10 protein-coding genes are annotated in these 13,058 nt (G+C 64.6%); 5 read left to right on the top strand and 5 right to left on the bottom strand.

Annotated features, from left to right (window positions below; all coding sequences use genetic code 11):
• Positions 1-127 precede the first annotated feature (127 nt).
• From X265_RS10470 to X265_RS10455, 4 genes are all read left to right on the top strand, one after another.
• Positions 128-361, top strand: coding sequence for a hypothetical protein (locus tag X265_RS10470; RefSeq protein ID WP_128964756.1), 234 nt, complete (start codon positions 128-130; stop codon positions 359-361).
• 349 nt (positions 362-710) lie between these two features.
• Positions 711-2,225, top strand: coding sequence for an ATPase domain-containing protein (locus tag X265_RS10465; RefSeq protein WP_128964755.1), 1,515 nt, complete (start codon positions 711-713; stop codon positions 2,223-2,225).
• Positions 2,222-3,928: an ATP-binding protein gene (locus X265_RS10460; protein WP_128964754.1), complete on the top strand. Its 1,707-nt coding sequence runs from the start codon at positions 2,222-2,224 to the stop codon at positions 3,926-3,928. Before X265_RS10465 ends, X265_RS10460 begins: the two co-directional genes overlap by 4 nt.
• A gap of 120 nt (positions 3,929-4,048) precedes the next feature.
• Positions 4,049-4,411 carry a hypothetical protein gene (locus X265_RS10455; RefSeq protein ID WP_128964753.1) on the top strand — a complete coding sequence of 121 codons (363 nt, stop codon included), beginning with the start codon at positions 4,049-4,051 and terminating at the stop codon, positions 4,409-4,411.
• Positions 4,412-4,673: 262 nt separating this feature from the next.
• Here X265_RS10455 and X265_RS10450 read toward each other — a convergent pair whose 3' ends face one another.
• Both X265_RS10450 and X265_RS10445 read right to left on the bottom strand, forming a co-directional pair.
• Complete coding sequence (locus X265_RS10450) at positions 4,674-5,210, bottom strand: sterol desaturase family protein (protein WP_128964752.1); 537 nt, start codon at positions 5,208-5,210, stop codon at positions 4,674-4,676.
• Positions 5,201-8,575 (bottom strand): AAA family ATPase, encoded by a 3,375-nt coding sequence (locus tag X265_RS10445; protein ID WP_128964751.1) that lies wholly within the window; start codon positions 8,573-8,575, stop codon positions 5,201-5,203. The genes X265_RS10450 and X265_RS10445 overlap by 10 nt, the downstream gene beginning before the upstream one ends.
• 160 nt (positions 8,576-8,735) lie before the next feature.
• Between X265_RS10445 and X265_RS10440 the strand changes: the two genes are divergently transcribed.
• Positions 8,736-9,575 carry a class I SAM-dependent methyltransferase gene (locus X265_RS10440; protein ID WP_208764268.1) on the top strand — a complete coding sequence of 280 codons (840 nt, stop codon included), beginning with the start codon at positions 8,736-8,738 and terminating at the stop codon, positions 9,573-9,575.
• A gap of 9 nt (positions 9,576-9,584) precedes the next feature.
• Here the strand turns inward: X265_RS10440 and X265_RS10435 are convergent, their stop codons facing one another.
• The 3 genes from X265_RS10435 to X265_RS10425 form a co-directional block, all read right to left on the bottom strand.
• Positions 9,585-11,261: a di-heme-cytochrome C peroxidase gene (locus tag X265_RS10435; RefSeq protein WP_128964750.1), complete on the bottom strand. Its 1,677-nt coding sequence runs from the start codon at positions 11,259-11,261 to the stop codon at positions 9,585-9,587.
• A 330-nt stretch (positions 11,262-11,591) separates the two neighbouring features.
• Positions 11,592-11,837 carry a hypothetical protein gene (locus X265_RS10430; RefSeq protein ID WP_128964749.1) on the bottom strand — a complete coding sequence of 82 codons (246 nt, stop codon included), beginning with the start codon at positions 11,835-11,837 and terminating at the stop codon, positions 11,592-11,594.
• A gap of 25 nt (positions 11,838-11,862) precedes the next feature.
• Positions 11,863-12,987 (bottom strand): DUF2336 domain-containing protein, encoded by a 1,125-nt coding sequence (locus X265_RS10425; protein WP_128964748.1) that lies wholly within the window; start codon positions 12,985-12,987, stop codon positions 11,863-11,865.
• Between the last annotated feature and the right edge of the window lie 71 nt (positions 12,988-13,058).

Genomic DNA, 13,058 nt, shown 5'->3' with positions numbered 1-13,058 from the left:
CTCATCGTTCTTTCTCACGATGGAACGCCCGAAACATGAACACCCATTCAAGAAAGTTTCTTGCCCGTTCCGGCAACAGGCCGGCGCGACAGCCGTTGACTCCCCGACAATGCGGAAGGAGGAACAGATGAGAAAGCTGATATACGCTCTTGCGGCCGTCTCGACGCTCGCAATCGGTGCCCCTACCATCGCCAACGCGGCGGGCGTCGGCTTCTACGTCGGCGGCGACAGTGACTACTATGGCCCCCGCGCGCGCCTCTATGAACATGACCGCGGCTGGCATCATGGCTGGTACCACCACGACCGCGATTACGACCGCGGCGTCGTAATCCGTCGCCATCACTGGGATGACGACGATTAGTTCGTACCAGCACGATGACACAGGGAGGCCTCGCTTTGGCGAGGCCTTTTTGCGTTCAGCTGAAACACCTGCGACCGAGGTCGGCGTGGAGGAGTGTCAGAACGCGGAGACCGCTCTGCGACACGCAGGCGGCACACATTTCGGAAAACCCATTGTCTTGCCTGACTCCCTACGTTCAATCGTGAACCGACAGGCGTGAAGCATTTCCGCCTACTGTTCCCGGCAGGCCCGCTCGGGCTGCCGGGAACTCGGTCCCCGCTGGAGAGTTCCTATTCCGGGGGCCCAACAGTTTTTCGAGCCCCGGCCCCTGGACATCGGACAGCGGGCTTCCACAATGCGTAGGGGTTCAATGACCGGTTCATTTCAAGCAGCTTCAGGCAGCGATCCCGCGGATTTGCCGAGAATTTCGACCGGCAGCGAGGGCCTGGACGACATCCTGGGGGGCGGGTTCGACGCCAACCGGATGTACCTCTACGAGGGACGGCCCGGAACCGGCAAGACCACCATTGCGCTGCAGTTCCTGCTGAGGGGCGTCCGGGATGGCGAGCGCGTGCTCTACATTTCGTTGTCCGAAACCAAACGTGAACTGACCGTGGTCGCGCAGCGGCATGGATGGTCTCTGAGCGGGGTCGATATCTTCGAACTGGTGCCGCCGGAAACGACGCTCGACCCCGACCGCGAGCTTACGGTTTTTCATCCGGCCGAGGTGGAGCTGAGTGAGACCACCAGTCTGATCTTCAAGGAGGTCGAGCGGATCAACCCCGCCCGCGTGGTGCTCGACAGCCTGTCCGAACTTCGCCTCCTCGCCCAGAACCCGCTGCGCTACAGGCGCCAGGTGCTGGCCTTGAAGCACTTCTTTACCAACCGCAACTGCACCGTGATCCTGCTCGACGACCTGTCTTCGGCTCAGGACGATCTGCAACTGCATTCGATCGCACACGGCGTCGTCATGCTCGAGCAGCTCGCACTCGACTACGGCGCGGAGCGGCGCCGGCTTCGCGTCATGAAGATGCGTGGCATCCGCTTTCGCGGCGGCTATCACGACTTCATCATCGAAACGGGCGGCCTCAAGATCTTCCCTCGCCTCGTGGCGGCAGAACATCACAAATCGTTTCTCGGCAATTTCACATCGAGCGGCAACCCGGAGCTCGATCAGCTTCTGGGCGGTGGCCTGGAGCGCGGCACGAACGCGCTTCTCATCGGGGCGGCAGGCGTAGGTAAATCGTCGCTCGCGCTGACCTACGCCATCACGGCAGCCGATCGCGGCGAGCACGCGGTGTTCTTCGCCTTCGACGAAGGCCGCGGCACGGTCGAAGCGCGCGCCAGGACCTTGGGGCTGGATCTCGACAATCATCTCGAGTCCGGCCGCATCCGCTTCCAGCAAATCGATCCGGCCGAGCTCTCGCCCGGCGAGTTCGCCAGCAATGTGAGGGAGAGCGTCGAGCGCGACAATGCCCGGATCGTCATCATCGACAGTCTGAACGGCTATCTCAACGCGATGCCGGACGAGCGCTTTCTCATCCTGCAGATGCACGAACTGCTCAGTTATCTGGCCCAGCAGGGGGTACTGACCATTCTGATCCTTGCTCAACACGGTTTGGTAGGGCCGACAGAGTCCAATCTCGATATCAGCTATTTGAGCGATGCCGTGCTGATGCTGCGCTACTTCGAGCTCGGCGGAACGGTGCGGCGCGCGCTCTCCGTGGTCAAGAAGCGCAGTGGCAACCACGAGCATACGATCCGCGAATTTCGGCTCACCGGCGCTGGTATCAAGCTCGGTCCGCCGCTTAGGGATTTCAGCGGCATCTTTTCCGGCACACCACGTTATACCGGCCCGGCGATGTCCGAAGGGACCGTTGAATGAGCGGCGCGCACGATCAACGGGTTCTCGTCTTTGCTCCGATTGGACGGGACGGGCCTGCCTCGGTCGAGCTGTTCCGCGGCTCGAGCCTGGAGGCAATCAACTGCCGGGATCTTGCCGAACTCGTCACCGAGATGGTCAATGGCGTCGGCGCCGTTTTCGTCGCCGAAGAAGCCTTGTTCGGCAAGGACACGGGGCCGCTGGCACAATGGATCGAGAGCCAGCCGCCCTGGTCCGATCTGCCCTTCGTCGTCCTGACCAGCCATCGCGACCAGCCGGCGGTTGTGGCCTGGCGCCGCAGTATCGTCTCGCTTCTGCGCAACGTTTCACTGCTCGAACGGCCGGTGCAGCCGATGACGCTGACCAGCGCCGTGCAATCGGCGTTGCGCGCCCGGCGACGTCAATACGAGATCCGCACCCTGCTCGCCGCGCGCGAGCAGATCGCTCAGGAGCTCGAAAAACTCGTGGCCGAGCGGACGCGCGCGCTGGCAGAGACCAACGAGCAGTTGCGCCTGGAAATGGAGGAGCGGGCACGCGTGGAGGAAACCCTCCGCCAGGCCCAGAAGATCGAAGCGATCGGTCAGCTCACCGGCGGCGTGGCTCATGACTTCAACAACCTGCTGATGGTGATATCGGGCGGGCTCGACATGCTCGACCGCCAGACCGATCCGAACCGCAGGCGCCGCCTCATGGACGGGATGATCCAGGCCGCGCAACGCGGTGCCAGCCTGACCAGGCAGCTGCTGGCGTTCTCTCGCCGCCAGACGCTTCGCCCCGAGCCCGTCGACGTTGCCATGCAGATCGGCGGAATGCGTGAATTGCTCGATCGAAGCCTGCGAGGCGACGTTCATGTCGAGTTCGATTTTCCGGATCAGCTCTGGCCGGTGGAGGTCGATCCCGGGGAGCTCGAACTGGTCATTCTCAATCTGGCCGTCAACGCCCGCGATGCCATGCCCAATGGCGGCACGATCGTCGTGCGCGGCGAGAACCTGCCCGACGTGAGCGAGGAGGAGATCTCGGGAGACTACGTCCGCCTATCCGTCGTCGACACCGGCGTCGGCATGCCTCCGGAAATCCTATCCCGTGTCTTCGAACCCTTTTTCACGACGAAGGAGATCGGCAAGGGCTCCGGCCTCGGGCTCGCGCAGGTCCATGGCTTTGCGACCCAGTCGCGCGGAACGGTTCGCATCAAATCGCAGCTGGGCCAGGGCACCGCCATCGAGCTGTACTTGCCGCGCTCCGAAGATATCCCTTCGAAGCACCGGCACCTCATCGACTTCAACAAGGCACGGCCCAAGAAGAACGATCAGGGCCAGGTTCTCCTGGTCGAGGACGACGAGGAGGTTGCGGCGCTGGTCGGCGAGATGCTCGCTCAGCTCGGTTACGGCGTGACGCGCGCCGCCAGCGCGGCCGCTGCGCTCGGTGCTTTGGCCGATGGCCGCCCCGTCGATGTGATTTTCTCCGATATCATGATGCCCGGCGGCATGAACGGGGTCGAGCTCGCGCGGGAGATCAAGCGGCGACGCAGCGACATTCCCGTGCTGCTGACCAGCGGTTATGCCGAAGCCTCGGTGCACGAGGCACAGAATGCGGGCATCCAGATCCTGCCCAAGCCCTACCAACTCGAAGAGCTGGCCGCGGCCTTGTCCGCGGCAAGGTCAGGCCTGCGGCTCGATGCTGCGGCCAAACGGTCAAATTCCTGCTGAGCGCCGCGTCGCGCGTTGCGAAGTCGCAGTCGGCGCAGACCTGCTGCGGTCATCGAATGGCAAATGGATCCCACTCGAATTTGAATGGCTTTCCCGCCATCGATTCTCTATGGTCGGTGCATGTCGCGCCTTTTGTGTCTTTTTGTTGCTGCCATTCTGTCGCTGCTGCCCGTCGCTGCGCCGGCCGCGTCCGCTCACAAGAAGCCCTCGCAGGCCTGGCACGGCTACGGCTTCCTGCCGGGCTATCGCCAGCCGCTGAGCAACAGCCAGCCGATCTACGCACAGAAGAACGGGTTTCGGCGTTACGCGCGTGAGAACCAGCGTCCCTGGTATATCGATCCCGTGCCAGTCTATTACCGCTACTTCGACGGCGAATGGCACTATTTCGGCCGGCCCGGCTTCGGCGGCCCCCGCTACAATGGCGGCAGCTTCGGTCCGTGCTGGACGCGCACGCCGATCGGCGCGATCTGGAATTGCGGCTGACCGCTTCACCTCTGCCCGATGCGGAGAGGTCGGATTGCGCCTCACGATGCGACGCATCGTCCAGTGCAATCCGGATGAGGGGCCGCGGCAACCGGTGGGACTGTAACCCCTCACCCGGATCGCATCCATCGATGCGATACGACCTCTCCCTTCGGGAGAGGTGAAACGAGCACCTCTCCGAATGAACAGACGGCGCGCAGAAATCATAGCGCACTTAATAGCCGCGGCATCGTCCGGCCGCACTTCAATGAGGGCGGCGCACTCACTCAGGACAATACGTTCCGAAGACGCGGTCCCAGATGCTGGTGACGACGCCGAAATTGCACGGCGTCTTGCCGTAGTGATGACGCGTGTGGCGGCGCTTGAGGCGCCAGAGATAGCTGCCGCGCTTCAGGCGATAATGGTGAATGACATGGTGAAGCGCGCCGAAATAGATATAGCCCAGCATCAGTCCCGCCGTGACGGTGCAGGCGGATCCAAACCCGACCAGCAGCCACACCGGCAGCAGCGATCCCAGGCAGATCGAGCTCAGGCTCAGCCAGAGCGGCGAGCCCACGAGCGCGCGCGGATCGGCATGATGCATGTCGTGCAGGGCGGCGAGATAGGCCGGACCATGCAGGGCGAAGCGGTGAATGACGTATTCGGCGAGGCTCCAGAGCAGCAGCCCGCACGCAAAGCCGACCGCCGCCTCATCCCAGCGCGGCGGCTGCTTCAAGAGCAACGCGACCGCAACCAGTGCAGCGCTTGCGAGGGGATAGAATACGAAGTCGGCAAAGTACAAGAAAGTTTTCAGTCGCATGGGATGGCGCATGGGCTTGTCTGGCTGGACCGCTCCATGGCCGCCCGTGCTTCGAAAATCTCCGGCAATTCCTCTGCGTCATCGAACAATCCGATCACCGGACCGAGCACACTTCGCGCCTGCGCATCCGTTCCGCTCGCCTGATAGAGCCTGGCAAGCGAGAGCGCGGCGCGCAGCTCGAACGTCACGGTCTTCTGCGCCCGCGCGGTCTCGATGGCCCGCGTGAAGGCCGTCTCCGCGGCGACGATATCGATGGGATCCTTGCGCAGCAGCAATTCGCCACGCCGCCGCTGGATCTCCGCGGTGAACCATTGCTGTCCCGTCCGCTCCACTTCGAGGAGCTGTTCGTCGAGGATCGCGAGCGCCTCGTCGAACCGTCCTTCGCACGCCTTTGCTTCCGCCAGCAGCGTCCAGGTCAAGGGCACGTACAGCCCGGTCGCCATCTTTCCGACCAGCGGCAGCGCGATGGACTCCTCCATCTCCTGCAGCCCGGCTCCCGGCTCGCCGAGATGGCAACGGATCCAGCCGTTCCAGAATTTGCCGGTGCGTGCGTAGAGCAGAAGGCCGTGCTCGCGGCTGAGCTCGATCACGGCATCGACATGAGGCCTCGCGCCCTCAGGGTTGCCGCGCATCGCCTCCAGTACGATCTTGTGGAAATGCGTGTACACCATGGTCGCCACATGGCCGCTCTCCGCCGCACGGCGGATCGCCTGCTGCGCCAGTTGCCCGGCGCGATCGACCTCGCCGAGCGGCCACAACACCAGCGCAAGGTAGATCGCCGCCGCGATGCCGCAATCGTGGCCGTACAGGAACGCGAGATTGCGATCATGCTCGTCGCGGTAGATCGTGAGCGCCTGCTCGAGGTGCTGCCTGGCGTCGACGAAATTGCCTTCGAACCAGCGGGTCATGCCGCAGACGCGACGGGCGATCCCCGCCTCCGGCGCATCGGGCCGGTCGGCGGTGTCGTGCAGGAACGCCTGCGCGAGCTCCTGCATGGATCCGAGCTCGCTGCGAACGAGGCTTCCGACCCACAGGCCGTAAGTCGCGGCGAACCGCTCGGGCGCGCCCTTGAGCCCGGAGGCAAGCTCGCGCGCACGGGCGAAAGCGACCGACGTCTCCGGCGCGCCATAGCCGCGTGTGGCGATCAGCGCGTTGCCATAGGCGATCTGCAATTGCAGCCGGCGGCTCCGCCCTGCCGGGCTTTCGCTCAGGCCTTCTGCAAGGCCGATGGCCTTGGTCAGATGCGCGATCGCCTCGGGATAGGCCGAGCTGCGCAAGGATCGATCGCCGGCCTTGCCCCACCATTCGACCGCGTCCTCGACGAGACCGGCCTGCGTGAAGTGATGCGCGGCGATTTCGGGCGCCGCGGCGGCGACCTCCGGGAACTTCTCCTGGAGAACGGCCGCGATCCGCTCGTGCAATCGCCGGCGGCTGCTCCTCAGCAAGCTCTCATAGGCGGTGTCCTGCACCAGCGCGTGTTTGAACACATAGGCGCCGTCTCCCGCGGACCTGTTGCGGAAGATCAGCTCGGCGCCTTCGAGCTGGGCAAGCCGGGCGTCGATCTCCGCATCCTCCTTGTCGGCGATGGCGCGCAGCAGCTCGTCGGAGAATTCGCGGCCGATGACGGCGCAGATCTGCGCCACCTCCTTGGCAGGTCCGAGCCGGTCGAGCCGCGCCATCAGCGAATCCTGCAGCGTCGTAGGGATGGGCAGGCTGCCGGCGATCCGGTAGCGGCCGCCGGCCGCCTTTTCGAGGACGCCGATCTCGAGCACGGTACGCGTCAGCTCCTCGACGAACAGCGGGATGCCGTCGGTCCGCGTCGCAATCTGCCTCACCAGCTCGGACGGAACCGCGCGGCTTCCGATCAGGTCCGCGACCATGCGCTCGACGTCGACCTCCTTGAGACGCCCGAGCTCCAGCGTCGTCAAATTCGCCGGCCCCATCCACGGCAGCGTGAAGTCGTCGCGGAACGTCAGGACGAGCAGCAGGCGAAGCTGGTCGGCCAGCCTGACCGCAAGATGGAGCAGTTCGAGCGAGGTCGCATCCGCCCAGTGCAAATCCTCGACGATGCAGACCACCGGCGCCTCGGCGCTGAGGCGCTGCAGGCGCTGCATCAGCGCGGCCAGCGTGTTGCGCCGCAATTGCTGCGGCGTCCAGTCCAGCGGCGGATAGCGTCCGTCGGTGGCGATCGACAACACATCCGCAAACAGCGGCACCAGCGCCGGCGCCTTCAGGTCGCTGCGCCCGAGCAGCGCTTCGAGCTTGCGCAGCCGTTGTGCATTGCTGTCGCCTGCAGCGATCTTCGCCGCGCGCTGGAGCTGCGTGATGACGGGATAGAGCGCGCTGGCGCGATGATGCGGCGAGCATTGATAGCGCAGCAGGACGTGCGGCTCCGCGCCGATCCGCTCATGGAGGAAATGCTCCGATAGCCGCGACTTGCCGATGCCGGGCTCGCCTGAAATCAGCACGACCTGGCCCTGGCCGCGCCAGGCCCGCTGCTTGCATTCGGCCAAGCGCGCGAGCTCGTGCTCGCGGCCGACGAAGCCGGCAAGGCGCGCGGAGTGATAGGCTTCGAAGCGGCTCGCAAGCGGCGATGGACGATCCACCGCCCAGACTTCGACCGGCTCGCCAAATCCCTTGATCGCGCGGGTGCCGAGCTCGCGCAGCTCGAACAGATTGCCGATCAGGCGCCGCGTCGAAGCCGCGATGATGACGCATCCGGGCTCGGCAAAGGCCTGCATCCGCGCCGCAAGGTTCGGCGTCTCGCCGATCACCTCCAGCCGGCTGGAGGCGCCCTTTGCGATGAGATCGCCGACCACGACGAGCCCGGTGGCGATGCCGATCCGCACCTCCAGCCGCAAGCCCGGCTGGATATCGATCGCCTGCACGGCGGCCGTGATCTCGAGACCGGCGCGGACGGCGCGCTCGGCATCGTCCTCATGCGCGGCCGGATAGCCGAAATACGACAGGATGCCGTCGCCCACCAGGCGCGAGACGATGCCGTCATAGCTCGCAATGACCGCGGTCGCGGCCTCGCGATAGGCTTGCAGAATCTCGCGCATCTCCTCGGGATCGAACTGCTGCGACAGTGCAGTCGAGCCGACCAGATCGCAGAACATGATCGTGAGTTGGCGGCGCTCGGCACCGGCATCGATCTCAGGCACGCCGAGGCGCGCTTTCGGAACGTCCAGCTCTGCAATCGAACGCAGCAGCCGGCGCCGATGCCCGAGCACGACGCCCATGGTCGCGAGATCGCGATCCGTAATTTCGGAAAGAATATCGAAATCAATGCCGTGGTCGGAAAAGGACTTCAGGTATTGAGGGAGGCCGACCTTCTCCAACCAGGCAGCAACCTGCCCAGTCATCACGCGGGTCCAGCATTATCCGTACTAAACCTAGGATATATCTCCCGTCGGAATGAAGTCAATCGTGGCAGGCAAGCGTCGCCATTGTTGACGCATCGCAGGCACTGGCCCATGCTCGATGGTGGAAGCGTTCCCCATTTTCGCGTGAGAGTATTCATCCGTGAAGCAGGATCCGTATCCGACAGCGGCAAGCCCGATCCATCAGGCCGTCGTCAAACTGTTTTATTCGCGCGCCGCGCGCCATCTTTTCACCAACGCCTGGTACTCCCTGCTGAGCAACCTCGACAGGGATGCCGCCATCCGCTTCCTCAATTACGGCTATGCCCCGCTGAACGGAGCGCAAGTCGAATTGCAGGCCGCCGACGAGCCCGATCGCTACGCGATCCAGCTCTATCATCATGTCGCATCGGGGGCCGCGATCGCCGGCAAAGACGTGCTGGAGGTCGGATGCGGCCGCGGCGGCGGAGCATCCTACATCGCGCGCTATCTCCACCCGAAGAGCTACACCGGGCTCGACATCTGCAAGCCGGCGATCCGCTTCAACAAGGCGCGCTATGCCGACCAGGACAATCTCGCATTCCGCGTCGGCGATGCGCTCAGCCTGCCGTTCGCGGACGAGAATTTCGACGTCGTGGTCAACGTCGAAAGCGCGCAGCATTACGGCGACATGGGACGCTTTCTGGATGAAGTCCACCGCGTGCTGAGGCCCGGCGGCGCGTTCCTGATGGCGTGCTTCGAAGACCGGACGAAGGAGGTCTATCCGCGCGAGGCTCTGGCGAAGTCACGCTTGCGCCTCGTGCACGAGGACGACATCACCGCCAATGTCGCGCGCGCGCTGGAGCTGGACGGTGCGCGACGGACAGCGCTGGCGGACGAGATCGTGCCGCGCGTACTGCTCGGCGTCTCGCACGAATTCGCGGGCATTCCGGGCACGCAATTGCATGCGTCCTTCGCGAACGGCACCTGCCCCTATTACAGCTTCACCTGCCGCAAGGATTGATGCGGCCACTCAGAGCGTCTTGAGATATTCGATCAGCGCCTTGCGGTCGTCCTCGGTCATATCAGTTCCGTAAGTATGCCCGGCATTCGAATTGCCGCGGACGCTCGTGTCGAACAGGAATGCGCCCGGCGTCTGCGCCTTCATGTCGTATCCCACGATGTCGGGGTTGAACTCCCAATTGCCGACATAGAAGGTCTTCGGCCGCTGGCTCGGCGGCAGCAGCAGATCGTTTAACGACGGCACCGAGCCGTTGTGCAGGTATGGCGCCATCGCCCAGATGCCGTTGAGCGGCCTTGCCCGGTAGGCGAGCGGCGCCCTGAACTGGTTGGGACGGCCGCAATTGATCTCGGCGGCACTGGCCGCGTTGTCCTTCGAGCGAGCAATCCACAGCGCGGCAATGTTTCCGGTCAGCACTTCGGCCGCCTTGTAGTTGGACATCGCATCGGGGCCGCCGATCTTCGACAGCGCGATCTTGCGTCTGTTGAACGTCGTCGCCTGCTCGGGATCGGTGCCGATCTTGCGGAGATCGACCAGCGGGATCTGGATCTCGCTGCACGCGCCCGACGCCGCTTCGGTGGGCGCGGCATCGTGGCAGTTCGCGCAGGCGCTGACATAGACGAGCTGGCCGCGCAGCGCCCGCTTCGGGTCGAGCGCACCGAGGACGGCTTCCGGCCAGCGCGGAGAGCGCAGGTCCATCAGCTTGCGCTGTCCCCACACCACATTCTCCATCTGGATGCCGTGCATCACGTCGGGTCCGATCATCGTCGCGTCATGCTTGATCGGCGCGAGCACGCCGAGCGCCTCGACGATGTTGCGCGTCAGCGGCTGACGGATCGAGGCGTTGTACAGCACCCAGTTGAAACGCGGCGTATCCCACAGCGCCGGATAGCGCACCGGCGCGGTCAGGTGCGCGTAGTTCCTGGTCTCGCCGATGTCCGCCGGATCGGTCATGAGCCTGAAAGGCCCGGCCAGAAGCTGATTCAGGCCGGCGCCATGTGCATCCAGCCTGCCCGCCCCGCCCGCCGTATCGCCGGAGTTCGCACCGACCACCTGGTTGAATTTCGCGGCCGCCTGCAACACGCCGCCGAAACACTGCAATCCGCTCTGCACGTCGGCCGGCGGCGCCTTCACCCGCGCCATGAAGCGCTGTGCGGCGCCGTCCTGATTCTGCAGGACCGCGCCGATCGAGCCGACCAGTTGTGCGACGAAGGCGTCGATATCGATGTGGGACGGGCCGCCCTCGATCCGGATCTGCTGGCCGCGGTAGCTGACCTGCCCGGTGTGACAGCCGGCGCAGCCGAGGCCGAGCCAGTTGCCTTTCCAGCACGCATGCCGTCCGTCGGGAATATCCACGGGGGTGCTGTAGAGACCGATCGCCAAACCATCCGGATTGGTGGCGCTGGCGGGCTCGGGGAGGAAACCCAGCCGCTGCAGATTCTCGGGCGCCTTGATCAGGGCGGTTTGCCCGGGCGGCTGCCCCGGCTGCTCCAGCGCGACAAACCATTCATAGGGGATCAGCGCCGTTCCCTGCGAGATGAAGTGCCAGCGATCGGCGGTCTCCTCGCTCCAGCCCTGTTGCAGATGGACGGGAGCCCCCGGCGCGGGCTTGTCTTCAGCCGATACGGCGATGACGGTGGCGAGAAGGGACACGACGGCGATCAACGGGACGCGCACATCAAAATTCATGATCCGCTCCAATCAACGTGAAGCTTTCAATCGTGACGGCGTCAGTGCCGTCGCTACCAGGCAATCAGCAATCATGCGCCACCGATGGCGCTGCGTGCAGCACCGGAGGCGTTCCAGAAATTTTCATGCAAACGACTACGCGCAGGCCCGCGCGCCCGCGCCAAACCATCAACAAGGAAGCCACGCCGCCCCATAGCGACCGCTCCGAACCCCATTGCCCGCGGCCACCGTTCGACGACCGCAAGTGGAGGCTACATCATGCCGGAAATAAGCGCAAAGGTAGAGATGGGCTGTGGCCGACAGCGGCCGGGACAGCCGGCGGCTCTGGTCTTACCGGAAATAGCCCAGCACGAGCTCGGTATCCGCGCTGCCCGGCACCGTGCCGTTCAGTTCGGCATCGATGACGCGCCGGCAGGCGTCGATCGCGGCATGGTCGCCGAGGTCGTTGGCGGCTTCCAGCACGAGCCATGCGGCGTCGACCGTGGCCTTCTCCGGAGCCGATCCGCCCGGCTCGGCGGCGACGGTCTTGGTGAGGCTCTTGTTCTTGCGAACTGCGGTGCCGAATTGAGGCAACATTGCAAATACTCCCTCGATGTCCCGTTCAGTGAACCTGGAGCTCAGCCTGACGACCCGTCGCGGGATCGGCGCCGGCGCTGTTCTTGCGCGACTGGTAGAACTTCAAGATGCTGCGTGAGGTCTCGATCTTGAGCCGGTTGAAATCGCGCTCGTTGTCGTGGAGCTCGCGCGCGGTGATCAGGTGGTCCTTGGCGCCGAGGAACAGCAGCGACATCGTCGTGTCCCAGGAGAAGTCGAGCGCCTTGCACAGCACCAGGATCATCTCGCGGTTGCGGTCCATCAGCGCGCGCTCGATCACGTCGACCGGCAGCGACGACAGCAGCGACAGGCCGATCTGCACCTCGTCGAAGCGGTGCTGGCGCGCATAGTTCGAGATCGAGTCCTGGTTGAGATTGCCCTGCCGGTACTGCGTCGTCACCACGCGCTTGGCGACGAAATAGCTGCGCGAGGACGGGCCGAACTTGGACTGCAGATCGCCGGTGACCTCGGTCACCGAGCTCTGGATCTGCGACATCATTTCGGGGCGCTCGGTCTCGAGCCGGCGGCGGACGTCTTCCGAGGCCTTGGAGATGAGCTGCTGGAAGATGTGGCGCGGCACGTCCTTGCGCAGGCCGAGCTGCTCGGCGAGGATGGAATCGCCCTCGGCGCGGCGGACCATGTGCAGCAGGCCCGAGCCGGAGAAGCGCGCGCCCTCGTTCCGGGCGACCGAGGTGACAACCTCCTGGTTACCACGCTTGACGAGCACGTCGGTCACGGCCTCGCCGATCTCCTCACGCTGGGAGATCGCGAGCAGATGCGCCTGGCCCTTGGTCATCGCGCTCTCGACCAGAACCTTCTCGCCGATGCGGTTCGAGTCGCGCAGCACGGGGCCGGCGACTGCGATCTCGTCGTCAAGAGCGAGCTTCTCGATGACGTTGAGCGGGGCATGATCGCAGCCCGCCATCAATTCGGAGAGCTGCGCCCGCGCGGCGACCTCGATCTCGTCGGCCAGCCGGCCGATGACCTCGCCGAACATGCTGATCTCGTCGTCGACGTAGCGACCGGTGATCAACAGATCGGTCGCATGCCACAGCGCCTTGGCCCGGCTTTCGTCGGTGCCGCGCGCGATTGCGTCGTCCAGATCCTGTAGAAGCGTCTTCGCCCCGTCCATCTCGATAACCCCAGTTCTTGGAAGTTCTTTGGCGCCATCCTGCCTGTACGGGCAGGACTCTCGGATTCCTC

The sequence above is a fragment of the Bradyrhizobium guangdongense genome (assembly GCF_004114975.1).
In the GTDB taxonomy this organism is placed as follows: domain Bacteria; phylum Pseudomonadota; class Alphaproteobacteria; order Rhizobiales; family Xanthobacteraceae; genus Bradyrhizobium; species Bradyrhizobium guangdongense.
The sequence above is the reverse complement of the archived record's forward strand: the minus strand, read 5'-3'. Positions and strand labels throughout refer to the sequence as shown.